This window comes from Actinomadura litoris (assembly GCF_009733595.1).
Classification (GTDB): domain Bacteria; phylum Actinomycetota; class Actinomycetes; order Streptosporangiales; family Streptosporangiaceae; genus Spirillospora; species Spirillospora litoris.
This window is the reverse complement of sequence record NZ_WOFH01000002.1, coordinates 636,011-663,003: the sequence shown is the minus strand read 5'-3', so window position 1 is coordinate 663,003 and position 26,993 is coordinate 636,011. Positions and strand designations below refer to the sequence as shown.

Annotated in this window: 20 protein-coding genes and 1 pseudogene; 16 read left to right on the top strand and 5 right to left on the bottom strand. The window is 76.1% G+C overall.

The window, feature by feature from the left end; genetic code table 11:
* Window positions 1–10 precede the first annotated feature (10 nt).
* The 6 genes from GNZ18_RS43030 (at window position 11) to GNZ18_RS07455 (ending at window position 10,701) form a co-directional block, all read left to right on the top strand.
* Complete coding sequence (locus tag GNZ18_RS43030; protein ID WP_312874358.1) at window positions 11–2,944, top strand: helix-turn-helix transcriptional regulator; 2,934 nt, start codon at window positions 11–13, stop codon at window positions 2,942–2,944.
* 315 nt (window positions 2,945–3,259) lie between these two features.
* The gene (locus GNZ18_RS43570) at window positions 3,260–4,105 is read left to right on the top strand and encodes a nitroreductase/quinone reductase family protein (protein ID WP_312874357.1); all 846 of its coding nucleotides are present in this window, start codon (window positions 3,260–3,262) and stop codon (window positions 4,103–4,105) included.
* 180 nt (window positions 4,106–4,285) lie between these two features.
* Complete coding sequence (lanKC, locus tag GNZ18_RS07470; protein WP_214619000.1) at window positions 4,286–6,844, top strand: class III lanthionine synthetase LanKC; 2,559 nt, start codon at window positions 4,286–4,288, stop codon at window positions 6,842–6,844.
* A 6-nt stretch (window positions 6,845–6,850) separates the two neighbouring features.
* Window positions 6,851–6,961, top strand: a complete 111-nt coding sequence (locus tag GNZ18_RS07465; protein ID WP_156215438.1) for a SapB/AmfS family lanthipeptide — start codon at window positions 6,851–6,853, stop codon at window positions 6,959–6,961.
* 82 nt (window positions 6,962–7,043) lie between these two features.
* Entirely contained in the window at window positions 7,044–8,744 is a 1,701-nt protein-coding gene (locus GNZ18_RS07460) for an ABC transporter ATP-binding protein (RefSeq protein WP_156215437.1), read from the top strand.
* Window positions 8,745–8,760: 16 nt separating this feature from the next.
* On the top strand, window positions 8,761–10,701 hold the full coding sequence (locus GNZ18_RS07455) for an ATP-binding cassette domain-containing protein (RefSeq protein ID WP_156215436.1): 1,941 nt from the start codon (window positions 8,761–8,763) through the stop codon (window positions 10,699–10,701).
* Here the strand turns inward: GNZ18_RS07455 and GNZ18_RS07450 are convergent.
* Both GNZ18_RS07450 and GNZ18_RS07445 read right to left on the bottom strand, forming a co-directional pair.
* Window positions 10,633–11,157, bottom strand: a pseudogene (locus tag GNZ18_RS07450) (response regulator transcription factor); the annotation flags it as partial. The gene GNZ18_RS07455 and the pseudogene GNZ18_RS07450 sit on opposite strands and share 69 nt — an antisense overlap.
* Before the next feature lie 282 nt (window positions 11,158–11,439).
* Window positions 11,440–12,417: an ornithine cyclodeaminase family protein gene (locus GNZ18_RS07445; RefSeq protein WP_312874356.1), complete on the bottom strand. Its 978-nt coding sequence runs from the start codon at window positions 12,415–12,417 to the stop codon at window positions 11,440–11,442.
* A gap of 240 nt (window positions 12,418–12,657) precedes the next feature.
* On the opposite strand from GNZ18_RS07445, the gene GNZ18_RS07440 reads away from it, so the two are divergent.
* Window positions 12,658–13,752 carry a S1 family peptidase gene (locus tag GNZ18_RS07440; protein WP_242886052.1) on the top strand — a complete coding sequence of 365 codons (1,095 nt, stop codon included), beginning with the start codon at window positions 12,658–12,660 and terminating at the stop codon, window positions 13,750–13,752.
* Window positions 13,753–13,875: 123 nt separating this feature from the next.
* Here GNZ18_RS07440 and GNZ18_RS07435 read toward each other — a convergent pair whose 3' ends face one another.
* Window positions 13,876–14,607, bottom strand: coding sequence for a thioesterase II family protein (locus GNZ18_RS07435; RefSeq protein WP_156215434.1), 732 nt, complete (start codon window positions 14,605–14,607; stop codon window positions 13,876–13,878).
* A 182-nt stretch (window positions 14,608–14,789) separates the two neighbouring features.
* Between GNZ18_RS07435 and sbnB the strand changes: the two genes are divergently transcribed.
* The 5 genes from sbnB to GNZ18_RS41095 all read left to right on the top strand — a co-directional run bounded on the left by sbnB (window position 14,790) and on the right by GNZ18_RS41095 (window position 19,212).
* Window positions 14,790–15,815, top strand: a complete 1,026-nt coding sequence (gene sbnB / locus GNZ18_RS07430; RefSeq protein ID WP_156215433.1) for a 2,3-diaminopropionate biosynthesis protein SbnB — start codon at window positions 14,790–14,792, stop codon at window positions 15,813–15,815.
* A gap of 28 nt (window positions 15,816–15,843) precedes the next feature.
* Window positions 15,844–16,086 carry a hypothetical protein gene (locus GNZ18_RS07425; RefSeq protein WP_156215432.1) on the top strand — a complete coding sequence of 81 codons (243 nt, stop codon included), beginning with the start codon at window positions 15,844–15,846 and terminating at the stop codon, window positions 16,084–16,086.
* Window positions 16,087–16,127: 41 nt separating this feature from the next.
* Entirely contained in the window at window positions 16,128–17,135 is a 1,008-nt protein-coding gene (locus GNZ18_RS07420; RefSeq protein ID WP_246249463.1) for an ADP-ribosylglycohydrolase family protein, read from the top strand.
* A 63-nt stretch (window positions 17,136–17,198) separates the two neighbouring features.
* Window positions 17,199–17,996 (top strand): alpha/beta fold hydrolase, encoded by a 798-nt coding sequence (locus GNZ18_RS07415; protein ID WP_173390674.1) that lies wholly within the window; start codon window positions 17,199–17,201, stop codon window positions 17,994–17,996.
* Between the two features lie 121 nt (window positions 17,997–18,117).
* The gene (locus tag GNZ18_RS41095; RefSeq protein ID WP_216651186.1) at window positions 18,118–19,212 is read left to right on the top strand and encodes a hypothetical protein; all 1,095 of its coding nucleotides are present in this window, start codon (window positions 18,118–18,120) and stop codon (window positions 19,210–19,212) included.
* On the opposite strand, the gene GNZ18_RS07405 is transcribed toward GNZ18_RS41095, so the two are convergent.
* Together GNZ18_RS07405 and GNZ18_RS07400 are read right to left on the bottom strand one after the other, a co-directional pair.
* A complete protein-coding gene (locus GNZ18_RS07405; protein ID WP_156215430.1) occupies window positions 19,205–19,849 on the bottom strand; it encodes a class II aldolase/adducin family protein in 645 nt (214 codons plus the stop codon). The genes GNZ18_RS41095 and GNZ18_RS07405 overlap by 8 nt on opposite strands.
* 25 nt (window positions 19,850–19,874) lie before the next feature.
* Complete coding sequence (locus tag GNZ18_RS07400; protein ID WP_156215429.1) at window positions 19,875–20,519, bottom strand: ACT domain-containing protein; 645 nt, start codon at window positions 20,517–20,519, stop codon at window positions 19,875–19,877.
* 181 nt (window positions 20,520–20,700) lie between these two features.
* Between GNZ18_RS07400 and grpE the strand changes: the two genes are divergently transcribed.
* Genes grpE through GNZ18_RS07380 form a run of 4 tightly spaced genes read left to right on the top strand, consistent with a single transcriptional unit; the run spans window position 20,701 to window position 26,993 of the window.
* Window positions 20,701–21,441, top strand: coding sequence for a nucleotide exchange factor GrpE (gene grpE / locus GNZ18_RS07395; RefSeq protein WP_312874355.1), 741 nt, complete (start codon window positions 20,701–20,703; stop codon window positions 21,439–21,441).
* Between the two features lie 11 nt (window positions 21,442–21,452).
* Window positions 21,453–23,036: an Hsp70 family protein gene (locus GNZ18_RS07390; RefSeq protein ID WP_156215427.1), complete on the top strand. Its 1,584-nt coding sequence runs from the start codon at window positions 21,453–21,455 to the stop codon at window positions 23,034–23,036.
* A gap of 10 nt (window positions 23,037–23,046) precedes the next feature.
* Entirely contained in the window at window positions 23,047–25,731 is a 2,685-nt protein-coding gene (locus GNZ18_RS07385) for a SaeA-related protein (protein WP_173390673.1), read from the top strand.
* Complete coding sequence (locus GNZ18_RS07380; protein ID WP_242886066.1) at window positions 25,728–26,993, top strand: TRAFAC clade GTPase domain-containing protein; 1,266 nt, start codon at window positions 25,728–25,730, stop codon at window positions 26,991–26,993. The genes GNZ18_RS07385 and GNZ18_RS07380 overlap by 4 nt, the downstream gene beginning before the upstream one ends.

Genomic DNA, 26,993 nt, shown 5'->3' with positions numbered 1-26,993 from the left:
GGGGCGCCGGGTGCTGATCGGGAGGGCGGCGCAGCTCGCCGAGCTGACCGCCGTGCTCGACCGGGCCGCCGCGGGCAGCGCCGGGGTCGCGCTGGTCAGCGGGGACGCCGGGGTCGGCAAGACCCACCTCGTCACCGCGCTCACCCGCGCCGCCCGCGACCGCGGCTGCGCGGTCCTGGTCGGCCAGTGCGCCGAGCTGGGCGAGAGCATGCCCTACCTCCCGCTCGCGGACGCGCTGTGGACCTCCGCGCGCGCCGCCGCCCCGGAGGCCGCCGCCGTCCGCGCCGCGCTGGAGGCGCGCCCCGTGCTCGGGCTGCTGCTGCCCGACGGCGAGGGGGCGCCGGGCGCCGCGTCCGAGGTCGGCCAGCAGCAGCTGTTCGGCGCGGTCCTCGGGCTGCTCGGCGAGCTGGGCCGGGAGCGGCCCGTCCTGCTGGTGCTGGAGGACCTGCACTGGGCCGACCGCTCGACCCGGCACCTGCTGACGTTCCTGAGCCGCGTCCTGCAGCGCGAGCGGGTCTGCCTGGTCGGCACCTACCGCTCCGACGACCTGCACCGGCGGCACCCGCTGCGCCCGGTCGTCGCGGAGCTGCTGCGGCTGCCGAACGTGACCGGGGTCGAGGTCGCGCCGTTCGGGCCCGGGGAGACCGCCGACTACCTCGCCGCGCTCGCGGGCGGCACCGCGCCGGTGACCGCCGAGGTCGTCGAGCGGGTGCACCAGCGCTCGGAGGGCAACGCCTTCTACGCCGCCGAGCTGTACTCGGCCGAGAGCACCGGCGAGGAACTGCCCGCCGGGCTCGCCGACCTGCTGCTGTCGCGGGTGGAGCGGCTCTCGGAGGACGCGCAGCGCGTCGTGCGGGTCGCGGCCGTCGCCGGGCGGCGGGTCGACGACGAGCTGGTCCGCCGGGTGTCGGGGCTGGACGAGGCGTCCGCCGGGGAGGCGCTGCGGGAGGTCGTCTCGCACCAGCTGCTCGTCCCGGCGGGCACCGGCTACAGCTTCCGGCACGCGCTGCTGCGCGAGGCCGTCTACGCCGACCTGCTGCCCGGCGAGCGGACCCGGCTGCACGCCGGGTTCGCCGAGCTGCTGTCGGGCGAGGCGGCCGCCCGGCGCGGGTCGGCGGCCGAGCTGGCGGCGCACAGCCTCGCCGCGCACGACCTGCCCGCCGCGTTCGCCGCGTCCGTCCGGGCGGGCCGCGAGGCCGAACGCCTCGGCGCGCCCGCCGAGGCGTTCGAGCACTTCGACCGGGCGCTGGAGCTGTGGGACACCGTCCCCGAGCCGGAGGCCGTCGCCGGGACCGACCGGATGGAGCTGTCGCTCGCGACCGTCCGGATGTCGGGGCGGGCGGGCGAGCTGCGCCGGGCCGTGTCGCGCCTGCGGCGGCTGCTGGACCTCGCCGACCCCGCCGACATCGCGCTCGGCGTGCGGCTCCGCGAGCAGCTCGCCTCCTACCTCCTCGACATCGACGAGGACGACGAGGCCGTCGTGGTCGGCCGCGCCGCCGTCGCGCTGCTCGAACCCGGCACCCCCGGCCCGGTGCGCGCCGCCGCGCTCGCCACCTACGCCCGGATGCTGCTCTACAACGACCCCGACGCGGAGATGCCGCGGCTCGCCGAGGAGGCCGTCGTGGAGGCGCGCGCGGCCGGGGCGCGCGACGCGGAGGCGAGCCTGCTGGTCACGCTGGGCCTCTACCGCGAGTCGCGGGAGGCCGACGAGGCGGTCGCCGAGGTGTTCGCCAGCGCCCGCGACCTCGCCGCCGCCGAGGGCAACCAGCCGGCGGCGCTGCGGGCGGCGTTCCAGCACGCCCGCACGAAGTTCGACCGCGGCGACCTCGCGGGCGCGACGCTCGCCGCCGACGAGGGCGTCAAGCTCGCCCTCGACAACGGCCTGGAGTGGAGCTCGTTCGGGACGGTGCTCCGCAGCCTCCAGTACCTCATCCACTACACGGCCGGGGACTGGGACGAGGCGGCCCGGCTCGCCGAGGGGTTCGCGGTGCGGGTCGTCCGCCCGCCCGAGGCGCGGGTCTCGGCCTACGCGCTGTTCCTGGAGGTCGCGCGGGGCGAGCCCCGGGTGGAGGAGCGGCTGCGGTGGATCGCGCCGCTGTGGCACGAGGACTACTTCATCGCCTACGTCGCGCGCGGGCTCGCCGCCGAGCACGAGTTGTGGCGCGGCGGCGTCGATGCCGCGATCGAGCACGTGACGGCGGTGCTGGGCGTCATGTATCCGTTCGAGACCGGCATCATCCGGATCGCCGCGACCGGCCTGTGGGCGCAGGCCGACCGCGCCGCGCGGGCCCGCGCCGCGGGCGACCCGGCCACCGTCGAGGACGCGGCGCGCGTCGGCGACGACCTGCTCGCCCGCGCCCGCCACGTCGCGGCCACCACCTGGGGCGACCACCCCCGCGCGTGGCTCGGCCTGGAGGGGCACGCCTGGCTCGCCCGCGCCGAGGCCGAGCGCAGCCGCCTGGACGGCGGCCACGACCCCGAGCCCTGGCGCAGGTCCGCCGAGCTGTTCACCTACGGCGGCGACGGCTTCACCTACGAGGTCGCGCGGTCGCGGTACCGGCTGGTCGAGGCGCTCGTCGAGCGCGGCGAGCGGGCGGAGGCCGCCGAGCCGTGGCGGTCGGCCGTCGCGATCGCCGAGCGGCTCGGCGCGGCCCCGCTGCTGGCGCGGCTGCGCGAACTCGGCGCCCGCGCGCGGCTCGACCCGGGGCGCCCGGGTCCGGGGCCGGGGCGGGCCAACGGTGCGGCCGGGCCGTTCGCGGCGCTGACCGTCCGGGAGCGCGAGGTGCTCAAGCTGGTCGCGGAGGGGCGCAACAACCGGGAGATCGCGGCGGCGCTGTTCATCTCCCCGAAGACCGCGAGCGTGCACGTATCGAACATCCTCGCCAAGCTGGAGGTCACGAGCCGCACCCAGGCGGCCGCGTTCGCGCACCGCGAGGGCCTTTAGCGGCCCGCCTTGCCACGGCAATCCGATGTCCTTTAGGATCAATTTCGTGACTGCCGGGTCGGCCATGGGCCACTACCGAGTGAGGCACCCGGCCAGGACGTGAGCGCCGGGGCCAGGGCCCCGCCTCCGCCGGTATCCGCGCACCTCGCGCCCCCTTCCTTCTTTCCTCTCGGTGCCGCACGCCCGTGCGCGCGCCGGGCTTCGGCGCGTTTTCCGCGCGCCCTTCTTCACGCGTTACCGCGTTTTTTCGACACGCCATGGTCGAGCACCGTCCCGTGGCGAACTCGGCATGCCCGAAAAAGGAGAGACACCAGAGTGACGAACGAATTCAACCGGCGGATCATCGAGGAGTTCCGCGCGAAGGACGGACGGGTGGGCGGCCCGTTCGAGGGCGGCCGGCTCGTCCTGCTGACCACCACCGGCGCGCGGACCGGCGCGCGGCACACCACCCCGCTCGCCTACTTCCCCGACGCCGGCCAGCGCATCCACGTCATCGCCTCGGCGGGCGGGGCGCCGCGGCACCCGGCCTGGTACCGCAACCTGCTGGCCGACCCCCGCGCCACGGTCGAGACGGGCCTGTTCACCTATGAGGCGCGGGCCGCGGTGCTGGACGGCGCCGAACGCGACGCCGTGTTCGCGCGGGCCGTCGAGGCCGATCCCGGGTGGGCGGAGTACGAGGCCGCCGCGTCCCGGACGCTGCCCGTCGTCGCGCTCGACCCGGCCGTCGAGGGCCCGCCGCAGGTGGCGGGCGGCCCGGCGGCCCAGCTCGTCCGGGTCCACGACGCGTTCCGCCGCGAGCTGGAGCTGATCCGGACGGAGGTCGCCAGGTCCGGGGCCACGATCGGCGCGCAGCTCCGCGTGAACTGCCTGGCGCTGTGCGAGGGGCTCGGCAACCACCACGCCGGGGAGGACCAGATGCTGTTCCCGGTCCTGGCGGAGCGGTACCCGGGGCTCGGCGAGGCCCTGGAGGTGCTCCGCGACGAGCACCGGGTCATCGAGCGGCTCCTGGAGGACCTGCGGGCCGTCCTCGCGGCGCCCTCATCCGGGTCCGCCGCCCTCGCGGGGGAGGTTGAACGCCTGACCGCCGACCTCGAAGCGCACCTGGACCACGAGGAGGAGCGGCTGGTCCAGGCGCTCGCCCAGCTCACGCCGGACCTGTAAGGCCAGGTCGAGGCGGGCGCACGGTCACGGGACGCGGACGCGGGGTGACGAACGCCCACGCGCGGCCGGTACATCTTCACGGGTGAGTCGTTATATCGGCTACTAGCCCCCTTCCCGGCCATTTGCCATTCTTTTACCTGTGACCGGCGCCCGCCGGATCCGGCAGAGAGGACCGTTGTCGTGGACAAGAGGTATGAGCTTTACTGCCTCGCGAACAAGTTCTTCTACGACGCGCCTCCGACGACCCGGGAAACCGCGTTCGAGATCGGATCCCGCCCCCTTCCCGAAGGCTGGGAAAGGATGCCTGGCGATGAATGGACGGTGTACGTCCCGCCGGAGCAGAAGGCGCCGCTCCAGGGCTGGAAGGTTCATGTCACCGGCTGCGCGGAAAGCGCGGACAAGGCTCTCGCCGCCTCGTTCGACTACTGCGTCGAGAACGGCATCGAGTTCAAGCACCTGCACGGCCCGGGGACGCTCCGGATGCGCAACGCGAAATACGCTCCGCGCGGGGCGAGCGGCAAGCTCGTCACCATCTACCCGAGCGATGAGGCGGAACTGGAGGCGGTGCTGGAGACGCTCGGCGAGCGGCTCGCCGGCCTGCCGGGGCCCTACATCCTCAGTGACCTGCGCATCGGCGACGGCCCCCTGTACGTCCGCTACGGCGGTTTCGCCCACCGCCGGTGCCTGGACGAGCGCGGCGAACTCGTCGCCGCGCTGGAGAACGGCGAGGGCGTGCTGGTCCCCGACCGCCGCAACCCCGTCTTCTCCGTCCCGGAATGGGTGACGCTGCCCCGCTGCCTCGAACCGCATCTGGCCGCACGGGGCGCCACCACGACGACCGACCTTCCGTACCGGATCGAGAAGGCGCTGCACTTCTCCAACGGCGGCGGCGTCTACCAGGGAATCGACACCCGCACGGGTGAGAAGGTGGTTCTGAAGGAGGCGCGCCCCTACGCGGGCCTCGCCGCCGACGGCGCCGACGCGGTCGAGCGGCTGGACCGCGAGCGCCGCATCCTCGAACTGCTCGACGGGGTCGAGGGAATTCCCGCCGCGCGCGATTCCTTCACGCTCGGCGAGCACCATTTCCTCGTCCAGGAGTTCATCGAGGGGCGGACGCTCAACACCTTCTTCGCCGAACGCCACCCGATGCTGGACCCCGAGCCGGAGCCCGGGAAGGTCGCCGCGTACACGGCATGGGCGCTGCGCGTCCACGAGGGCGTCGAGCGGGTCGTGCGGGCGATCCACGAGCGCGGCATCGCCTTCAACGACCTGCACATGTTCAACGTGATGGTCCGCCCGGACGACACGATCGCGCTCATCGACTTCGAGGTCGCCGCGCCCGCCGCCGACGGCGGCCGGCAGACGCTCGCCAACCCCGCCTTCATCGCGCCGCCCGACCGGCGCGGCACGGCCGTCGACCTCTACAGCCTGGCGTGCCTGCGGCTCGCGCTGTTCGTCCCGATGACGACGCTGTTCGTGATCGACCGGGGCAAGGCGCGGCAGCTCGCCGACCTGGTCGCCGAGTACTTCCCGGTGCCGCGCCCGTTCCTCGACGAGGCCGTCGCGGAGATCACGCGCGGCGTCCCCGAGGTCCCCGCGCCCGCCTTCGAGCCCGATGCCGGCGGCTGGGAGCGAGCCCGCTCCTCCCTGTCGGACGCCATCCTCGCCAGCGCCACCCCCGAGCGGGACGACCGGCTGTTCCCCGGCGACGTGGAGCAGTTCTCAGGCGCGGCGCTCGGCATCGCCCACGGCGCGGCGGGCGTCCTGTACGCACTGGAGGTGACCGGCGCCGGCCGCCATCCCGCGCACGAGGAGTGGCTCGCCGAGCGGGCCGCCGACCCGCCGCGCGGTACCGGCCTCGGCCTCTACGACGGGTTGCAGGGCGCCGCGTACGTCCTCGCCCGCCTCGGCCACCTCGACGCGGCGCTCGGCGCGGTCGGGCACTGCCTGAACGAGCGGTGGGAGCGCCTCGGCGACGATCTCTACGGCGGGCTCCCCGGGTACGCGCTGGTGCTGTCCCACCTCGCGGACCTGACGGGCGACACCGCACTGGAGGACGCGGCGCGCCGCGCCGTCGAGATCGTCGCGGACCGCGCACCCCAGGAGAAGAGCCCGCGCCCCGGACTGCTGTACGGCGGGGCTGGGACGGCGCTGATGTTCGTCCGCTGGTACGAGCGGACGGGCGACAAGGCGCTGCTGGACCTCGCCGGGACCGCGCTGCGCCGCGACGTCGCCGCGTGCGTCACCGACGGCAACGGCGCCCTGCACGTCGACCAGGGCCACCGCGTCCTGCCCTACCTCGGGCGCGGCAGCGTCGGCATCGGCCTGGTCGTGGACGACTACCTCGCGCACCGCCCGGACGACCCGGAGTTCGAGAAGGTCCGCGCGTCGGTCCGGCTGGCGGCGATGTCGCGGTACTACGCGCAGCCGAGCCTGTTCAGCGGCCGCGCCGGGATGCTGCTCTACCTGGCGGGCCAGGACCGCGACGACCCCCGCGTCGCGCGCCACGTCCGCGACCTCGCCTGGCACGCACTGCCCTACGAGGGCGGGCTGGCGATGCCCGGCGAGCACATGTACCGGCTGTCGATGGACCTCGCGACCGGCACGGCCGGGGTGCTGCTCGCCCTCGGCGCGGCGCTGCACGAGGCCCCGGCCCGGTTGCCGTTCCTCGGGACGGCCCCTGTTCCCCCCGTGGAGACCTCCACGGCGGCCACCTCTATCCAGCCCGAAAGGAGGTGAAGACAAATGGCGCTTCTTGACCTTCAGGGAATGGTGAGCGAGAACGGCGGCGGCGGCGGTAACAGCAGCCTCAGCCTGCTCTGCCACAGCTCGCACAGCTACACCATCTGCCTGTAACGGCAACGGTGACGGCCATGGTCCGCCCACTGGGGAGGACCATGGCCGTTCATCGCGGGAGACCCATGATGTCACCGAACCCATGACCTCTCCGACGACCGCCGGAGCGGACCGCCTGCTGGTCGGCGCCGCCCGGCACAGCGGCGGCTGGACCGGGCTCGTCGCGGCCACCGCGGTGGCCGACGCCCTCGCCGCCGTCCTGCTCCCCCTCGCACTCGCCCGCGCCGTCGACGCCGCCCCGCCGGGCGGCCCGTCCGCCGCGTCCGCGCTGTGGCCGTGCGTCGCGCTCGTCCTGCTGTCGGCCACCGCCGAGGTGCTGTCGGAACTCGCCACCGGATGCTCGGCGGCGCGCGCGACGGCCTGGCTGCGGCACGCGCTCGTCCGCCACGTCCTCGCCGTCGGCCCCGCGCTGCGCGTCCCGCCCGGGGACGTCGCCGGACGCACCGTCGGCGGCGCCGCCGAGGCGGGGACCGCGCCGTCCGCCGCCCCCGAGGCCGCCGTCGCGCTGCTGCCGCCGCTCGGCGCCCTCACCGTGCTGGCCTTCATCGACTGGCGGCTCGCGGTCGCCGTCGCGGTCGCGCTCCCGGCGATCGTGCTGCTGCTGCGGGTGTTCGTCCGCGACATCACCGCGTCCGCCCACCGCTACCTGAGCGTGCAGGGGACGATCGCCGGACGGCTCGCCGAGGCGCTCGCCGGGGCCCGCACGATCGCCGCCGCCGGCACCGCCGAGCGGGAGGCCGAACGGGTCCTGCGGCCGCTGCCCGGCCTGCGCGCCGAAGGCGAGACGATGTGGACGGTGCAGGGCGGCGTGGCCGCGCGCGGCCTGCTGACGCTGCTGCTGCTCCAGGTCGCCGCCGTCGGCGCGGCGGGCGCGGAGCTGATGGCGGGCCGCGTCACCGCCGGCGAGCTCGTCGCGACCGTCCAGTACGCGGGGCTGGCGGCCGGTTTCGGCCCCGTCCTCACCCATGTGCTGCGGCTCGGCCGGGCGCGCGCCGGGGCCCGCCGCGCCGCCGAGATCCTGGAGCAGCCCGCCCCCGCCGACGGCGACGCCGCCGTCCCGGAGGGACGGGGCACCCTGGAGTTCCGGGGGGTCTCGGCCGGCGGCGTGCTCCACGGCCTGGACCTCACCGTCCCCGGCGGGCTCGCCGTCGCGGTCGTCGGGCGCTCGGGCGCGGGCAAGTCGCTGCTCGCCGCGCTCGCCGGGCGCCTCGCCGACCCCGACCGGGGCGAGGTGCTGCTCGACGGGGCGCCGCTCCCCCGCCTGGCCCGCACCGAGCTGCGCCGCCACGTCGGGTACGCCTTCGCCCGCCCGACGCTGTTCGGCGAGACGGTCCTGGACGCGATCGCGTTCGGACCGTGCCGCCCGCCGGAGTCGTGGCTGCGGGAGTCGGCCCGCACGGCGTGCGCCGACGACTTCGTCCGCCGCCTCCCCCAGGGCTACGCGACGCCGCTCGCGGACGCGCCGATGTCGGGCGGCGAGCTGCAGCGCATGGGCCTCGCCCGCGCGTTCGCGCACGCGGGCCGCGTCCTCGTGCTGGACGACGCGACCTCCAGCCTCGACACCGTCACCGAGGTGCAGGTCACCGGCGCCGTGCTGGACCGCTTCGGCGACCGGACCCGGCTGATCATCGCGCACCGCGCGGGCACCGCCGCCCGCGCCGACCTCGTGGTCTGGCTCGACGGCGGCCGGGTCCGCGGCCGCGGGACGCACGCCGAGCTGTGGCGCGACCCGGCCTACCGGGCCGTGTTCGGGGTGGCCGAGCCCGCCGGGGCGGCGCCATGACCTGCGGGCGCGAGTCATGACCTCCAGGCGCGAGGCCGCGCGGCTGCTGTGGCGGACGGCGGCGGGCGCCGTGCGGGGGCGGCCCCGCGCCGCGTCCGCCGTCCTCGCCTGGTCGCTGCTGGAGGCCGTGCCCACCGCCGTGTTCGGGCGGGCCGTGGCGCAGGCCACCGACGCCTTCCTCGACGACCGCCCGGTGCGCGCGGCCGCCTGGCTCGCCGCGCTGGCGGTCGCGGCGGTCGTCGGCGCCTACGGGAGCCGCCGCCTCTACCTGGCGCTCGCCGCGCTCGTCGAGCCGTTCCGCGACGACCTGGTCCGCGCGGTCACCCGGGGCGCGCTGTACCGGTCGCTGCGCGGCCGTCCCGACACGGGCGCGGTCGCGCGGCTCACGCACCAGGTGGAGATCGTCCGGGACACCTTCGGCGGCATCCTCGTCGTCGCGCGCGGGTTCGTGTTCGCGGCGGGCGCCGCGCTGCTCGGGCTGGCGACGCTGATGCCCGAGGTGACGCTGCTGGTGCTGCCGCCGCTGGTGGCGGGGCTGGTGCTGTTCGGCGCCGCGTTCGGGGCGGCGGCGATCCGGCAGCGCGCCCTCGTCGTCGGCGAGGAGGAGATCGCCGAGCGGACCACCGCGCTCGCCGAGGGGCTGCGGGACGTCGTCGCGTGCGGCGCGGAGGACCAGGTGCGCGAGCGGCTCGCGGCGGCGGTCGACGCGCAGGCGGCGGCGGGCCGGGCGGTCGCGCGGTTCGCGGCGGTCCGGGCGCTGGCGCTCGCGGTGAGCGGCTGGCTGCCGCTGCTGGTCGTGCTCGCGGCGGCGCCGTGGCTGATGCGGCGCGGCGCGACCCCCGGCATGGTGGTCGGCGCGCTCGCCTACGTCCTGCACGGGCTGCAGCCCGCGCTGCGGACGCTCGTGCAGGGCATGGGCGGCAGCGGCCTGCGGCTCGCGGTGACGCTCGGCCGGATCCTGGAGACGAGCGCCCCCGTCGCGCCGCCCCTGCCCCCCGTGGCCGAGGCGCCCCGCGAGGAGCGCGCGGACGCGCCGGCGGTGGAGCTGCGCGGCGTCACCTTCGCCTACGGCGCCTCGGCGCGGCCGGTGATCAGCGGCCTGGACCTCACGATCCCGCGCGGCGACCACCTCGCGGTCGTCGGGCCGAGCGGCATCGGCAAGTCGACGCTGGCGGCGCTCGTCGCGGGCCTGCTGGCGCCGCTGGAGGGCGAGGTGCTGGTGGCGGGCCGCCCGGCGGGCGACCCGGCCGCGCGGGTGCTCATCCCGCAGGAGGCGTACGTGTTCACCGGCACCGTCCACGAGAACCTGACCTACCTCGCGCCCGACGCCCGCGACGAGGACGTCGTGCGCGCGGCGGACGAGCTCGGGCTGGCGCGGCTCGTCCGGGACCTCGGCGGCTACGGCGCGACCGTGGACCCGGCGGCGCTGACCGAGGGGCAGCGCCAGCTCATCGCGCTGTGCCGCGCCTACCTGGCGCCCGCGCCGCTGATCGTGCTGGACGAGGCCGCCTGCCGGCTGGACGCCGCCGCCGAGGCGCGCGCGGAGGAGGCGTTCGCGCGCCGCCCCGGGACGCTCGTCGTCATCGCGCACCGGGTCAGCTCGGCGGTGCGCGCGCGCCGCGTCCTGGTGCTGGACGGGACGCACGCGCGGGTCGGCCGGCACGCGGACCTGCCCGCCGTCTCCCCCCTCTACCGCGACCTCATCGGCCGCTGGGAGTCGGGGGACCCGGACCGGCCCTCGCCCGAGGCGCCCGGCACGGCGGGCCCGGAGGGGCCGGGCACGGCAGACCCCGAGGGGCCGGGCGGCTCACAGCCACCCGGCCTCCTCGGCGATCCTGATCGCGTGCACCCGGTTCCGCGCGCCGATCTTCCGGTTGATGCGGGAGAGGTGGTTGCGGACCGTCCCGATCGTCAGGACGAGGTCCTCGGCGATCTGCGCCGCCGAGGCCCCGCGTGAGGCCAGCTCCAGCACCTCGCTCTCGCGCTCGGTCAGCGGGCTCACCGCCGAGCCGAGCTCGCTGAAGGCCACCTCGGCGTCCACGACGCGCTGCCCGTCGGCGACCCGGCGGATCGCGTCCACCAGCGCGCCGGGCGAGGTGTCCTTCAGGACCAGCCCCGCCGCCCGGGCGGTGACCGCCCGGCGCAGGTCGCCGGTGCGGTGCCGGCCCGACATGAGCACGGTGCGGCAGTCGGGGAGTTCCTCCCGCAGCCTCCGGGACGCCGAGAAGCCGTCCAGTCCCGGAAGCGCGACGTCTATCAATGCGACGTCCGGCCTCCGTAAATTCGCCATGCGCAGCAAATGATCACCAGAATCGATCGCGGCCACGACGTCCAGGTCTTTCACACCGCCGAAGAACGCGACCAGCCCGCCTCGCAGGAGGGGCGCCTCCTCGGCGAGGAGTATCCGAATCATGTTCTGTCTCCCAAGGCCCGCCACCCATGTGGCCCGAGAAGCACTTACCCACCGTTTGTCAACCTATGAGAAGAAAGAGGCGGTGACCGAGCCGGGGGTCCCGAGGCACGGGGCTCACGATGAGGCTCTTCCTTCGACACGTCTAGACGAACCGATCTCATGAGCGGGACCTACCGAACGGAGCCAACAGTAATCGTCGAGTCAGCATAAAGACGAAATAGAATATTAACAATTACCGTGCGTGATTTTGTCGAAAGAATCCGCTGTCCGCAGTCGGCCAGTTCAACCGAGGAAATCGAACGCCAGCCCTACCTGATTGGAACGGGCCATATTAAAGGCGGCCCAGCTCAGGGCGAGGTCCTGCCAGGGCAGGCCGACCGGCGCGTAGACGGTGCGCCCGTCCTCCGCCGCCCTGCCGGGCGCCCGGCCCGCCAGCACGTCCCCGAGCGTCGCGGCGGACCGTTCCACCTCGGGGCCCGCACCGGCCAGCGCCCCCATCTCCGCCGCGAGCGCGACGTCGTCGACCACGACGCGCGCCGCCCGCAGGAGGCCGGGCGCCAGCTCGGCCTTGCCCGGCTCGTCCGCGCCGAGGGAGGTGACGTGCGCGCCGGGCGCGACGTCCGGCGCGTCCAGGATCGGGCTGCGCGCCCAGGTCGCCGTCACGACGATCCCCGCGTCCCGCACGGCCTCGCGGACGGCGTCCGGCCCCGGGCCGTAGGAGGCCGCGGCGGAGGCGTCCAGCCCGAGCAGGGCGCCGTGCCGCGCGGCGAACGCCTCGGCCCGGCCCGCGTCCAGGTCATGGACCGCGAGCCGGCGCACCGGCCGCAGCGCCGCGAGCCCGCGCATCACCAACTCCGCCTGCGCCCCGGCCCCGACCACCGCGACCGCGTCGGCGCCCGGACGGGCGAGGACGTGGGTGCCGAGCGCGGCGGCGAGCCCGGTGCGCCACGCGGTGACGGTGGCCGAGTCCAGCAGCGCGAGCAGTTCGCCGGTGCCGAGGTCGTGCAGGCACACCACGCCGCGCAGCGCCGGACGGCTGCCCGGGAACTTGGCGTTGACCTTCACCGTGTAGGCGGGGATGCCCTCGACCGCGCCCGGCAGCAGCGCCGTCGCGGTCCCGGGGCCCGGCGGGCGGGCCACGACGCGGCGCGCCGCGTCCCCGCCCCGGCTCCCCGCGGTGAATCCGCGGCGCAGCTCGGCGAGGCAGGCCGCGGGATCGAGCACGGACTCCAGATCGGACCTGGTCAGCAGCAACGTCACCTGATCATTTTGCCGCAACGTCCTACCCGCCCCACGGCAGGCCCCATACCTGGTGCGAGCCAATTGTCCTTAACAGGCCATCCTGCCCGTGACGGCTAGACAAATCCGCACCCATTGTGCCAAGGCAGTCTCCGCTGATTGGGCACTTTCTAGCCTTCCGTCCGCCCTTGGGGTCTCGGAGCATGTGCGGTGACCTCCGGCATACCAATCCGGGTGTGCCCGCTCCCCCCTGGAGGCTCAGTGAAGATCCGTCACGCTCGCATCAGCGGCGCGGCCGTCACGATGACGGCGACGGGAGTCATGGCGTCCGCCCTGGTCGCCGCCCCCGCCGCGAACGCGGCCCCGCAGGCGCCGGCCGCACCGGCCGGCGCCGTCACGACAGCCCAGACGGCGCAGGCCAGGACGGCCGCGACGCTGGCCCAGCGGCTCGGCTCCCGCAGCGCCGGCTCCTACATCGACGCCGCCACGCGGCAGCTCGTGGTCACGGTCACCGACGCGAGCGCGGCGCGGGCCGTCCGCGCGGCGGGCGCCCAGCCGAAGACCGTCGCGCGCAGCGGCGCGGACCTCAAGCGCGTCATGGCCGCGCTCAAGCGCGACGCGACCGTCCCGGGCACCGCGTGGGCCGCGGACCCGGCCAGTAACAAGGTCGTGCTGTCCATGGACTCCTCGGTCACCGGCGCCGGGCTCGCGAAGGTGCGCCGGGCCGTCGCCAAGCAGGGCGCCGCCGTCCGCACCGAGCGGGTCGCCGGGACGTTCCGCACGTTCACCCGGGGCGGCGAGGCCATCTGGACCAGCGGCGGGCGCTGCTCGCTCGGCTTCAACGTCAAGAAGGGGGGCGCGTACTACTTCCTCACCGCCGGGCACTGCACGAACATCGGCACGAGCTGGTACTCCGACCAGGGCAAGACCAGGCTGCTCGGCAACACCGAGAACGGCAGCTTCCCGGGCAACGACTACGGCATCGTGAAGTACTCCTCCACCCCGGAGGACACCCAGGGCTCGGTCAGCCTCTACAACGGCGGCAGCCAGGACATCACGAGCGCCGGGACCCCGACCGTCGGGCAGACCGTGCAGCGCAGCGGCAGCACCACGCAGGTGCACAGCGGCCAGGTCACCGGGCTCAACCAGACCGTGAACTACCGCGAGGGCAGCGTCACCGGCCTGATCAAGACGACGGTCTGCGCGGAGCCGGGCGACAGCGGCGGCTCGCTGTTCGCCGGGGCCACCGCGCTCGGGCTGACCTCGGGCGGCAGCGGCAACTGCTCCAGCGGCGGCACGACGTTCTTCCAGCCGGTCACCGAGCCGCTCCAGGTGTACGGCGCCCAGGTGTACTGACGCTCCGGCCCCGCGCCGGCCTTCCGGCCTGCGCGCCCGGGATCGGGCCCCTGGTCCCCCGCCTCGCCCGGCGGGGGCCCGGGGGCTCGCGCGCGTCCGGGCGGGGGTCGCCCCGCCAGGCCCTCAGCCCACGACGCCCAGCGCCCGGTGGATCTCGGCGATCACGGCGGACTGGTGGGGGGTGAGGTAGAAGTGGCCGCCCTCCATCACCGTCATCGCGAAGGGCCCGTCGGTCAGCTCCGCCCACCGCCGCGCCTGCGCCGGGGTCACGTGCGGGTCGTCGTCCCCGACGATCACGGTGACCGGGACCTCCAGCCGCGTGCCCGGCAGGTGCGCGTAGTTCTCGACCAGCGCGAAGTCGTTGCGGACGTAGGGCAGCACCAGCTCGCGCAGCTCCGGGTCGGCCAGGATCTCGGCGTCGGTGCCGCCGAGCCGCGTCATCTCGGCGAGCACGCCCTCGTCGTCGCGGTCGGAGACGCGGTCATCGCCCCGGTCGTGCGGCGGCCGGGCGCCGGAGGCGAACAGGTGGACGGGCGCGCTCCCGCGCTCCTGGAGCAGCCGCGCGACCTCGTAGGCGACGACGGCGCCCATGCTGTGCCCGAACAGCGCGGCGGGCCGGTCGAGCAGCGGGGCCATCGCGCCCGCGACGAGCCGGGCCAGCTCGTGGGCATCGCCGACGAGGGGGTCGGCCAGCCGGTCGGCGCGCCCCGGGTACTGGACGGCGCGCACCTCCACCGAGGGGTCGGCCTCCTTCGTCCAGGACCGGTAGGACACCGCCGACCCGCCCGCGTGCGGCAGGCAGAACAGCCGCGTCGACGCCCAGGGCCGGGTCTCGGCGCAGCGGAACCAGGTCATGTGCTCGACTCCTCCTCCTCGTCCCGGCGGGGACGAGACGATCTCGGGCGTGGGCGCGGCGGCCCCGGGCGGGGCGGCCTCCGCCGCCACCCTAAGGCCCTGTCCCGGGGGGCGGGGCGGCGGTGCCCGGGGCACGGTTATCCTCGGCTCGAAGATCATCTCGACGGACGGGAGTTCCCCCCATGACGCAGGCCCCCACATTCGCCGTGATCTCCGGAGCGCAGGTGCACGAGGTGATCGGCGGGCACGAGGAGCGGGTCACCCGGACCGTCGAGGCGGCCTACCGGCTGCACGGCGAGGGGCAGACCGTGAACCCCGACTCCTACTTCCTGCGCTTCCCGGACCGGCCGTCCGACCGGATCATCGCGCTGCCCGCGTCGGTCAAGGGCGAGATCGGCGTGCACGGCATCAAGTGGATCTCCAGCTTCCCCGGCAACGTCGCGGCGGGCATCCCGCGCGCGTCCGCCGTGCTGATCCTCAACGACGCCGAGACCGGCTACCCGTTCGCGTGCCTGGAGAGCTCGATCATCTCGGCCGCGCGGACCGCCGCGTCCGCCGCGCTGGCCGCGGTCACGCTCGCCGACCTGCGCGGCGAGCGCCCGCGCCGGGTCGGGTTCGTCGGCACCGGGCTGATCGCCCGCTACATCCACACCTACCTGGCGGGCAACGGGTTCGCGTTCGACGAGCTGGGCGTCCACGACCTGTCGGCCGAGCACGCCGAGGGGTTCAAGGGCTACCTGGAGGGCGCGGGGCCGGGCACCGTCACGATCCACGGGTCCGCGCACGACCTCGTCCGCGCGTCGGACCTCGTCGTGTTCGCGACCGTCGCGGGCGAGCCGCACGTCACCGACCCGGCGTGGTTCGCGCACAACCCGCTGGTCCTGCACGTCTCGCTGCGCGACCTGTCCCCCGAGATCATCCTGTCGGCGTGGAACGTGGTGGACGACGTGGAGCACTGCCTGAAGGCCGGCACGTCCCCGCACCTGGCCGAGCAGAAGACCGGCGGGAGGGACTTCGTGGCCGGGACGCTCTACGACGTCCTCACCGGCGCGATCGAGCCGCCCGCCGACCGGCCGGTCGTGTTCTCGCCGTTCGGCCTCGGCGTCCTGGACCTCGCCGTGGCCCGCTACGTCTACGACGAGGTCGCCGCGTCCGGAGCGCTGAGCACGGTGCCGGGGTTCTTCCACGAGATGCGCCGCTACGGCTAGACCCGCGCCCAGTGGGCAGGCTGCGGTCATGGATGAGCGAGAGGGCAGGCGCGGGGACGTCCAGGAGCTGAGCGAGTTCGAGCTGGCCGTCTACGAGACGGTCGCGGAGATCGACAAGGGGGGCGGGGCGGCGGACTTCGACACGGTGAGCCGCCTCGTCGCGGCCCCCGAGGAGGAGCTGTGGGCGGCGCTCGGGCACCTCGTCGAGGTCAACCACCTCCACTCGACGCCGAAGGGCTACGTGCTCGGGCCGCACGACTGGGCCCCGTAGCCCCGGCTCGGCAAGGTCGGGGCCTACGGGACAATCCGCCCATGACGACGACACGGCGGGCCAGCGGGACGATGTTCGGGCTGGCGTACGGGGACGCGCTCGGCGCGCCCACCGAGTTCCTCTCGATGGCGCAGATCGGGCAGCGGTTCGGCGGCCTCGGGCCCGAGCGCCCCGAGGGGGACCCGGCGCTCGTGACCGACGACACGCAGATGGCGATCGCGGTCGGCCTCGCCCTGCTGGACGCGCTGGCCGACCCGCCGCTCACCGCCGACCGGGTCGAGCCGCTGTGGCGGCGGCGGTTCGTCGAGTGGCTCGACAGCCCGGACAACACCAGGGCGCCGGGCAACACCTGCCTGACCGCGTGCCGCCGCCTCGCGGCGCCCGTGCCGTGGACGGAGGCGACCCAGCCCGGCTCCAAGGGCTGCGGCGCGAACATGCGGGTCGCGCCGGTCGGGCTGGCCCCGGGGCTGACCGACGAGACGCGCGCCGCCGCGTCGCAGCTCCAGGCGGCGATGACGCACGGGCACCCGACCGGGCTCGCGGCGAGCGAGCTGACCGCGTTCGCCGTCCGGTGGCTGGCGGACGGCCTGGCGCCCGCCGACCTGCCGGGCGCGCTCCGCGACCGCTGCCACGAGCAGCGCACGACCTATCACGGGGACTGGCTCGGGGACCTGTGGCGCGCCTCCGGCTCGGGCGACCCGTGGCGGTTCGTCTCGCGCGGCTGGGAGGAGTGCCTCGACGCGGTCGACCGGCTGGAGGAGGCGCTCGCCCGTCCCGACCGCGCGGCCGACCCGTGCGAGGCGACCGGGGCGGGCTGGGTCGCCGAGGAGGCCCTCGCCACGGGCCTGCTGTGCTTCCTGCTCTTCCCCGACGAGCCCGTCGCGGCGATCCGGCGCGGCGCCGCCAGCTCCGGGGACTCCGACTCCATCGCGTGCCTGGCGGGCGCCTTCGCGGGCGCGCACCTCGGCATGGACGCCTGGCCCGCCGAGTGGGCCGCGCGCATCGAATACGCCGGCGACCTCGCCCGGATCGGGGGCGCCTGGGACTGAGATTTGACGTCACATAGCCCTATGGCTAATCTTTTTAGCCATAGAGCTACGAAGGAGCATGCGATGACCCACTACCTGGAGCTTCCCGGCGGCCGCCTCGCCTACGACGACGAGGGGGACGGCCCGCTCGTCGTGTGCCTGCCGTCGATGCTCGACCTGCGCTCGCAGTACCGGTTCCTGACCCCGCTGCTGGTGGCGGCCGGGTACCGGGTCGTCACGCTCGACCAGCGCGGCATGGGCGACAGCGACGCCGCCTGGCCCGAGTACGGCAGCACGCCCCTCGCCCACGACCTCATGGCCCTGCTGCGGCACCTGGACGCCGGGCCCGCGCTCGTGCACGGCTGCTCGAACGGCGCGGGGGCGGCGGTCTACGCGGCGGCGGAGGCGCCCGAGCTGATCAGCGGGGTCGTCCTGTCGGCGCCGTTCGTCCGGGACGGCGAGGCCGGGCTCGCGCAGAAGCTCACGCAGGCGCTCCTGCGCGTGCCGGGGCTGGCGCGCCCGCTCTACATGTCCTACTACCCGAAGTGGGAGCCGAAGCCGCCCGCCGACTTCGCCGAGCACAGGGCGCGGCTGGACGCGAGCTTCCGCCGCCCCGGCCGCGCCAAGGTCATCGGCGCCTACATGGGCATGTCGCACGCCGAGGCCGAGGCCCGCCTCGACCGCGTCGCCGTGCCCGCGCTGGTCATCATGGGGACGGGCGACATCGACTGGCCCGACCCGGTCGCCGAGGCCGAGTGGGTCGCCGGGCGGCTGGGCGCCGAGGTCGTGCTCCTGGACGGCGCCGGGCACCACCCCCACGTCGAGTTCCCCGAGCGCGTCGCCGACGCCGTCACCGCCTTCGCCGGCTCCCTCCCCCGCTGAGCGCGCCCTCCGCCGCGTCCCTCCCCCGCACGGGCTAGGCGGATCAGCCCTCGGCGGGAGGCCCGGCGCCCCGCCCGCCGCGAGAGTGGTCGGCAGCGGAGCCGAGGCGAGGGAGGACGATGTGGGCGTCGCATACGCCGCGTCCGGGCGGGGCGCGACCGGGCGGTGGCCGCGGTGGGCCGGGTACGCGGCCGGGGCGTGGACGCTGCCCGCCGTCGGGCTCGCCCTGTACTGGGCGGCCGGCGGGGACACCGGCTACGTGCTGCGGGACGCGCGGATCGGCCCGGCGCTGGCCTTGCCGGTGGCCGCGCTGCTGCTGGTCGGCGGGATCATGGGGGTGTCGAGCGTGCGGCGCGTCGGCCGGCAGATGCCGCGCTGGTGGCCGCGCGCCGGGCTCTGGGCGGCCTGCGCGCTGACCGGCGCCGGCACGTTCGGGTTCGTCATGAACGCCCTGCAGCTCGTGTTCACCGGCACGGTCGACGACTGGCCCGTGTTCGGCGTCGAGGCGCTGTCGGCCACCGGTGCCGCGCTGTACGCGGCGGCGGCCCTGGCGTTCCAGCGCGTGGCCGCGGGGGCCTGCGCGCGGTGCGGCGGGACCCACCCGGCGGACGGCGCGGCGGGGGTCGCGGGGAGGGGCGCGGCGGCGCCCCTCCCGGCGCCCCTCCCGGCACCTCGCGCGGTGCGGCGCGCGGCGTACGCGGGGGCGCTCGCGTTCGTCCCGTACATGGCGATGAAGACGACCTGGGCGCTCGGCGGGACGTTCGCGGGCGTGTCCGGCGCGGAGATGGTCGCCGAGTTCGAGCGGAACGGCGCGTCCGGGCTCGTGCTGGCGCTGGAGCGGTACGGCGTGGACTTCACCACGCTGTCGGCGCTGCTCGGCGTCTTCCTGCTTCTCGGCCTCACCCACCGGTGGGGGCAGGTGTTCCCCCGGTGGGCGCCGCCGCTCACCGGGCGGCGCGTGCCGCGCTGGCTGCCGCTGGTCCCCGCGTGGCTCGGCGCCCTCACGCTCGGCCCCTACGGCGTCGCCGCGACGCTGCTCTACCTGCTGCCGTCCGCCGCGGGCCTCACCGACCTCCCGGACAAGGAGCCGCTGGCGGGATGGGCGGGCTGGACGGTCGCGGCATGCGGGATCGGCGCGTTCGCGGTCTACGGCACGGCACTGGGCGTCGCGGCGTGGTCGTACCAGCGCCGGACGCGTCCGGTCTGCCTCAGCTAGGGCCGTACCCCCTGGGCCGGTGCCCGCGCTCGGCGGCCCGCGCCAGCTCCTCCCCGCTGAGGACGCGCGGGTCGCCGACCGCTTTCGCCCGGATGTAGACCTCGCACAGCCACTCCAGCAGCCGCGCGTTCTCGAACGCCTCGTCCAGGTCGCCGCCGACCGCGACGCCGCCGTGGTTGGCCAGCAGCGCGGCGCGCATCCCCCCGGACATGGCCTTTTCGACGTTCGCCGCCAGCTCCGCCGTCCCGTAGGTGGCATAGGGCGCGACCTGGACCACCCCGCCCAGCAGCAGCGTGTTGTAGTGGACCGGCGGCAGCTCGGTCAGGGTCGAGGCGACCGCCACGCCGTGGGTCGAGTGCGTGTGCACGACCGCCGACGCCGGGGACGCCCCGTACAGCGCGAGGTGCAGGGGCGTCTCGGACGAGGGCTCCAGCCGCCCGTCCACCCGCCGGCCGCGCACGTCCACGACCGGGCAGTCCGCCGGCTCCAGCCGGTCGAGCCGCATCCCGCCGGGCGTGACCGCGACCAGCCCGCCCGCGCGGACGCTCGCGTTGCCGGACGAGCCCAGCACGAGCCCCGCCTCCACCATCCCGCGGCCCGTGCCGCACAGCGCGGCCCGCTCGGCCTCCAGGAGCATCGCCGAACCCCCTCCCCTCCCGCCGCTAGGGCGCGAGCGGCAGACCGGCCGCCAGCACCGCGCCCGCCGCGCCCGCGAGCTGCTCCAGGCGCAGCACCTCGGTCCGGTGGAACGGGGGCGCGCCCGCCCGCGACACCACCAGTGTCACCCCTCCCTCCGACAGCGGGCACAGCGCGAACTGCGCGCCGTCCGGCGCGGTGAACGAGCGCGGCCGCACCGGCGCCAGCGCGGGCAGCTCCGCGGGAGCGGGGTCGGCCCCGCCGACGCTGGCGTACACCAGCGCCGCCGCGCCGTCGGCGCCGACCTCCGCGAGGCCCGCCCAGTCGGCGCTGAGGACGGCCGGGACGGCGTCGGCGAGGATCTCCGCGCCGCGCTCGGGGACGGCCGCGACCTGCCCGATCACGGCGGCGTCGGGGAAGGCCCCCTGCGGCTCGCCGGTCGGCCAGACGCCGAGCACCTCCACGCCCGGCACCGAGGCCAGGCCGTCGTGGAGCCGCCCGGTCTCCGCGCCGGCGGGCCAGCAGACCGTGAAGTCGTCCAGCGCCCGCCCGTCGCCGCGTTCGAGCACGGCCATCTGCGCCACGTCGGCGCCCGCCGCGCCGAGCGTGCGCGCGACCCGTCCGAGCGAGCCGGGCCGGTCCGGCAGGCGGACACGAATCCGCAGCAACATCGCCACCTCCTGAATCCGGGACCCCTCCAGGGTCCGCGACACGCGTTTCAGTGGTGTTACCCATGTGTTCCGGCACGGAGAAGCCGGTGCTGGATCGGCGGGGCCGGGTCAAACTAGAGTCCGTTGAAGGTCAACCGCGGATCTATCGCCGCACGCCACCTCACGATTAAGGTAACTGCACGTGTCGACGGACGGGGAACGCCCGCTCAACGACGGCTCCGGGGCGCGGGTCGCGGAGGCGCTCGCCGCGCTGTCGGCCCGGCTCGACCGCGAGCACGAGCGCGCCGCGCACCGGGAGGCCGTCATCGACCGGCTGCACGAGGAGAACCAGCGGCTCCGCCGCGGCGAGCTGCAGGCGATGCTGGAGCCCGTCCGCGCCGCGCTGTACCGGCTGCACGACCAGGCGCGCCGCGAGTCGCTGCGGCTCTCGGAGCCCGGCCGCGACGACCCGCCCGACCCCGCCCGGACCGCGCAGCTGCTGGCGGCGGTCGCCGACGACGTCGCCGACGCGCTCGCCCGGCTCGGCGTGGAGCGGTACACCGTCGAGCCCGGCGCCCCCTACGACCCGTCCCGGCATCGGCCGGTGGCGGTCACCTCCGTCGCGGAGCCCGCCCGGGACGGCACCGTGGTGACCGTCCAGTCCGACGGGTTCGAGCAGGGCGGCGCGATCCTGCGCAAGGCGGCGGTGTGCGTCGGCAGGGTCGACCCCGCCGCCGCCGGCGCCACGCCCGGCGCCACGCCCGGCGCCACGCCCGGCGCCACGCCCGGCGCCACGCCCGGCGCCACGGCACCCGCCACGGCACCCGTCAGGGCCGGACGCGACATGACCGAGCCGAACAAGACCGGGTCAAGTCGCCCCCGCGCGGCGGGGCGCGGCGCGACGATGAGCACCGAACGCAACACCGGACTCGGCACCGATTAGGTGAGAGGGACATGGCTGTCTACGGGATCGACCTCGGAACCACGTACTCGTGCATCGCCTCCATCGACGAGGTGGGGCGGCCGGCGGTGCTGCGCAACCTGGAGGGCACCGACACCACGCCGTCGGTGGTGTACTTCGAGAGCGGCGACAACGTCGTCGTCGGCGCCGCCGCGAAGGACACCGCCGTCCTGGAGCCCGACAACGTCGTCAGCCTGATCAAACGCGACATGGGCCGGGACGTGACCCGCCCGCTGCACGGGATCGACTTCGCGCCCGAGGAGCTGTCGGCGTTCATCCTGCTGAAGCTCGCCACCGACGCGCGCACCTCGACCGGCGAGGAGACCCGCGACGTCGTCATCACCGTCCCGGCCTACTTCGGCGCGGCCGAGCGGGACGCGACCCGCAAGGCCGGGCGGATCGCCGGGCTGAACGTCATCGACATCGTGTCCGAGCCGATCGCCGCCGCGATCACCTACGGCGTGCTCAACCCCGAGGCGGACCGGACGATCCTCGTCTACGACCTCGGCGGCGGGACGTTCGACACGACGGTCATCGCGCTGCGCGGCGGCCACATCGAGGTGGTGTGCACCGATGGCGACCACGAGCTCGGCGGCGCCGACTGGGACGCGCGGGTCGTGGAGCACCTCGCCGAGCGCTTCCGCGCCGAGCACCCGGACGCCGGCGACCCGCTGGACGACAAGGCCACCGAGCAGCAGCTCCGCCGGGACGCCGAGGACGCCAAGAAGGCCCTCACCACCCGCACCTCGCACACGGTCCGGGTGATGCACGGCGGGCGGGTCGCGGCGGTCGAGGTGAGCCGCGAGAAGCTGGAGGAGCTGACCAAGGACCTGCTGGACCGCACCGTCGAGATCACCGGCCGGACCCTCGCGACCGCCGCCGACAAGGGCGTGGACGACTACGACGACCTCGTCCTCGTGGGCGGCTCGACGAAGATGCCGGTGGTCGCGGCGCGGCTGGAGACCGAGCTGGGCCTGGCGCCGCGCCTCCAGGACCCCGACCTCGCCGTCGCGAAGGGCGCCGCGCTCTACGCCTTCGAGGAGACCTACCGGCGGCTCGTCCGGGAGGGCGCCGCCGAGCGCGCCGAGGAGATGGCGAGCCGGGCGGGGCTGTCGGCCGAGCAGCGCGAGCAGATCGCGGGGCGGCGGATCCGGACGGTCGCCTCGCACGCGTTCGGGATCGTGGTCGTCGACCGCGAGAGCGGCGCCGAGCACGTGGCGCACCTCGTGCACGCCAACGACGAGCTGCCCGCCGCCAAGACCGAGGACTTCTTCACCGTCTACGACGACCAGGCGTCCGCCGACATCCGGGTGATGGAGCAGGCGGGCAGCGTCGAGTCGGTCGAGCTGGTCGACAACACCGAGATCGCGACCGGGGAGATCCGCGTCCCGCCGGGCAAGCGGGCGGGCTGGCCGATCGGGGTGACGTTCGCGCTGGACGCCTCCGGCCTGCTGAACGTCACGGCGGTGGAGAAGGAGACCGGCGAGCGGCTGGAGCTGAAGGTGGACGTCGGCGGCATGTCCGAGGAGGAGGTCGAGCGGTCCCGCAAGGCCCTCTCCCAGGTGCGGGTGAGCTGAGGGGGCGCCCGTGCCGTCCGACAGGGTGCCGTCCGACAGGGTGCCGTCCGACAGGGTGCCGTCCGACAGGGTGCCGCCCGACAGGGTGCCGTCCGGCGACGAGCCGTTCGACGAGCGCTACCGGCGGGAGGTGCTGGAGCCCGCGCGGGAGGCCGGTGACCGGCCCCCCGACGACCTGCGGGCCCGGTACGCGCTCGCCGAGCCGCTGGCGGCGGACGCGGTCGCCGCGCGGGTGCGCGAGGTGCGGCGGTGCTGGCGGCGCTCGCGCGGGCAGCTGAAGTACCGCAGGCTGATCGACCGGCTGGAGGCCGAGCACCGGGAGCTGGCGCCGCTGTTCGCCGCCGCCGAGCGCGGCGACCCGCGCCCGCTGGCCGACCGGCTGCGCGGCGCGGCCGAGCGCGACGCGCGGCGCGGCCGCGAGGCCCGCGCCCGGCTGGCCGACGCCGCCGGGACGCTGCGGATGGTCGCGCCCGCCGAGATCGAGGCCATCGCCCGGACGGGCGGCGTGCCGCGCGCCGAGCTGGAGGGCGCGGCGCGCGTGGCGGGCATCGCGGTCCGCGAGCCCGACGCGCTGCCCTCCGCCGCGCCCTACCCTGCCTACCGGAAGGTGCGGGAGTCGCTGGACGTCCTCGGCAAGCGGCACCTGCCCGACTTCCTGTTCGGAGAGCGGCTGGCGGGCCCGATCCGGGTCCTGGACGGCTTCGCCGGGGCGCCGGGCCTGCGCCTCGACCAGGACGCGGTGCGCGCGGCGGGCGAGGCGTGGGCGCGCCGCAGCCGCGACACCAGCACCGCCCACGCGGGCACCGTGCTGGCGGCGCTGCGGTCGGACGCGCCGCTGCACGGCCTCGTGCTGTACGACGTGGCCGACCGGCTGCGGGAGCGGCTGCGGCAGCGAGCGTCCGAGGGGGCGCTGCTCCGGTACGCCACCGCCGACCTCGGCGTCGAGGCGGAGGACGCGCGGCGGCTGGTGTTCGCCGTGCTCCGCGAGACGGGCCGGGACGGCGGCCTCGCGGGACGGCTGCGCGCCCTGCTGGACGCGGGCGAGGTGTTCGCGGCGGCGGAGCTGGCCGACGCCCGCGCCCCCGAGGGCGAGGCCCCCGACGAGGAGACGGAGGTGCTGGCCGCCGAGGCCCGGTACCGGCTCGACACCGCGCTGCGGCTGCGCGAGACCGCCGTCGCCGAGCCCGACGCCGACCGCGCGTGGCTGCTGCTCGCCGACGCGCTGCGGCTCGTCGGCGACCTGCCCGGCGCGGCGGAGCACCGGCGGCGGCTGCCGCCGCTCCCGGTCCCGGCCGCGCGGGTGGACGTGGACGGCGCCGCCGTGCGGGTGTCGTGGGAGCCGTCGCCGTCCACGGCGGGCGAGGTGGGCTACCAGGTCGTCCGGCGGGCGGGCCGGGCGCCGCGCGACGCGCGGGACGGGGAGCCGCTCACCGGGCCGCGCGACGCCGCTCCGCCGGTGAACGTCCCGCTGTACTACGGGGTCCTCGCGGTGCGCGGCGAGGCCGCGGCGGCGCCCGCGGTGGCCGGGCCGGTCGTCGTGCGGCCCGAGCCGGGCGAGGTCGAGCTGCTGGCGGGCGACGGCCAGGTGACGGGCCGGTGGCGGTGCCCGGCGGAGGCGGCGCGGGTCGTCGTGGTCCGGGAGGGGCGCGCCGTGCCCGGCGGGCGCGACGGGTTCCGCGAGCACGTCCCCAACGGCCGCACCCACCACTACCTGGTCAGCGCCGTCTACCTGGACGCGTCCGGCCGCGAGGTCGTGACGCCGGGGGTGCGGGCGTCGGTGACGCCGAGCGCGCCGCCCGGGCCGGTGTACGAGCTGGAGGTGGAGCCCGACGCGTCCGACCCGGGCCTGCTGCGGGTGCGGTTCGACCCGCCCGCGCACGGCAGGGCCGAGCTGGTGCTGGCGGCCGCGCCGCCGCCGTGGCCGCGCAGCGCGCTGATCCCGGTGGAGGAGGTCAGGCGCGCGACGCGGCGGCTGGCGTGCGCGCCCGCCGCCGGGGGGCTGGAGGTGCGGCCGGGGTCGGGCGGCTGGCTGCTCGCGGTGACGGTGGCCGAGGGCACCGCCGCGATCGGCGCCTGCCACCGGCACGTGAACCTGCCGCCGCCGCGCCGGCTGGTCGCCGAGCGGCGCGGCGCCCACGTCCACGTCGGGTTCGACTGGCCGCCCGACGTCGCGGAGGTCGAGGTCGGCGTCGCCGCCGTCGACCGCACGGGGTCCGGGCCCGGCGGGGCGGACCGCGCGGTCGTGACGCGCGCCTCCTACGACACGCAGGGCGGGATCAGGCTGCCCGTGCCCGAGGACGAGCCGGTGGAGGTGTCGGTCGCGGCGTCCGGGACCGTCGGCGGCTCCCGGGTGGTCGGCCCGGCGGTCGCCGCGCGGGTGGAGGCGCGGACGGTCGTCCGCTACGACGTGCGGCGGTCGGGGCCGCCGTGGCGGCGGTCGCTGACGATCCGGCTGACCTCGCCGCGCCCGCTGCGGGTGGCTCGGCTGGCGCTGGTGCTGCGCGCCGGGCGGGTGATGCCGCACCGCGCGGCCGACGGCGAGACGCTCGGCGCGTGGGAGCAGGTGCCCGTGCCCGGCGAGCTGTCGCTGCCCGCCCCGGCGGCGTCCGGCCCGTACTGGCTGCGCTGCTTCGCCGAGGACGACGTCGTCGAGCTGAGCGACCCGCCCGTCCGCACCCTCCAGGTCGCGCGATGACCGGCCCGCTCGCCCGTCCCCGGCTGCCCCGCGTCGGGCTGCCGCGGGTCGGGCTGCCGGGCGCCCCGTCCCGGCCGGGGATCACCTGCCCGTACTGCTTCGCGGCGGTGCCGCCGCAGCGGGTGCTGTTCCGGTGCCGGGGGCAGGCCGGGCGGACGCGGGGGTGCGCGCCCGTCCTGGACGAGCGGCTCGCGGCCTACACCGGCTCGACCGCCGGGGCGTCGCTGCCGCCGGTGTTCGCCGCGCCCGGCCGCGGCGGGCGCGCCGACTGCCCCGACTGCGGCCGGCCGACCGGCAACCGGGCCTGCCCCGAGTGCCACAACCCGCTCCCGGCCGCCTACTGCGACTCCCCCGGCCGGATCGTCGCGCTCGTCGGCGCGAAGAACGCGGGCAAGAGCACCTACATCGCCGTGCTGCTGCACGAGCTGATGAACCGGGTCGGCACCGAGCTGGACGCCTCGCTCGTGGCCTGCGACGACCGCACGATCGAGCGGTACAAGCGCGACTTCGCCCGCCCGCTGCTGGAGGAGCGCAGGCTGCTGCCGACGACGGCCAGCGCGGCGACGGGCCCGCGCGAGCCGCTCGTCTACCTCCTCACCCGGACGCGCAGGGGCCGCTTCTCCCGCGCGCGCAACGAGTCGCTGGCGCTGGTGCTGTTCGACACGGCGGGCGAGGACCTGCGCAGCCGCGAGGCCACCGACCTGCACCTGCGCTACCTGGAGGCGGCGGACGCGGTCATCTTCCTCGTCGACCCGCTGGAGCTGCCCGGCGCCCGGACGGGCCTGGCCGACGTCCCGGTCCCCCGGGGCGCGGGCGAGGATCCCGGCAGCGAGCCGCTGAACGTCATCGCGCGGGTCACCGAGACGCTCCGGCAGCGGCACGGCGCCCGTCCCGGCGAGCCGCTGCCGGTGCCGGTCGCGGTCGCGCTGACCAAGATCGACGTGCTGCGGCCCGCGCCGCTGCGGCAGTCGGCGCTGCACCGCACCCGCGCGGGCTCGGGCGTCCTCGACCTCGACGACAGGGAGGCGGTGGACGCGCAGGTCCGCGCGCTGCTGCACGACTGGGGGGCGGGCCAGCTCGACACCTACCTCGGCCAGCAGTACGCCGAGCACGCGCTGTTCGGGCTGTCGGCGCTCGGCGGCGTCCCCGAGGCGGGGCGGGTCGGCGCGGGCGGCGTCCGGCCGCACCGCGCCGAGGACCCGCTGCTGTGGCTGCTGCACCGGTTCGGGATGCTCGACGGGGCCCGCCCCGGAGGGGCGTGA

Excerpts from the sequence above, each read along its gene's own strand:
- GNZ18_RS07465 (WP_156215438.1), top strand. The coding sequence starts at position 6,851 with ATGGCGCTTCTTGACCTTCAGGGAATGGTGAGCGAGAACGGCGGCGGC.
- GNZ18_RS07460 (WP_156215437.1), top strand. The coding sequence starts at position 7,044 with ATGACCTCTCCGACGACCGCCGGAGCGGACCGCCTGCTGGTCGGCGCC.
- GNZ18_RS07455 (WP_156215436.1), top strand. The coding sequence starts at position 8,761 with ATGACCTCCAGGCGCGAGGCCGCGCGGCTGCTGTGGCGGACGGCGGCG.
- GNZ18_RS07435 (WP_156215434.1), bottom strand. The coding sequence starts at position 14,607 with ATGACCTGGTTCCGCTGCGCCGAGACCCGGCCCTGGGCGTCGACGCGG.
- sbnB (WP_156215433.1), top strand. The coding sequence starts at position 14,790 with ATGACGCAGGCCCCCACATTCGCCGTGATCTCCGGAGCGCAGGTGCAC.
- GNZ18_RS07425 (WP_156215432.1), top strand. The coding sequence starts at position 15,844 with ATGGATGAGCGAGAGGGCAGGCGCGGGGACGTCCAGGAGCTGAGCGAG.
- GNZ18_RS07420 (WP_246249463.1), top strand. The coding sequence starts at position 16,128 with ATGACGACGACACGGCGGGCCAGCGGGACGATGTTCGGGCTGGCGTAC.
- GNZ18_RS07415 (WP_173390674.1), top strand. The coding sequence starts at position 17,199 with ATGACCCACTACCTGGAGCTTCCCGGCGGCCGCCTCGCCTACGACGAC.
- GNZ18_RS07405 (WP_156215430.1), bottom strand. The coding sequence starts at position 19,849 with ATGCTCCTGGAGGCCGAGCGGGCCGCGCTGTGCGGCACGGGCCGCGGG.
- GNZ18_RS07400 (WP_156215429.1), bottom strand. The coding sequence starts at position 20,519 with ATGTTGCTGCGGATTCGTGTCCGCCTGCCGGACCGGCCCGGCTCGCTC.
- GNZ18_RS07390 (WP_156215427.1), top strand. The coding sequence starts at position 21,453 with ATGGCTGTCTACGGGATCGACCTCGGAACCACGTACTCGTGCATCGCC.
- GNZ18_RS07380 (WP_242886066.1), top strand. The coding sequence starts at position 25,728 with ATGACCGGCCCGCTCGCCCGTCCCCGGCTGCCCCGCGTCGGGCTGCCG.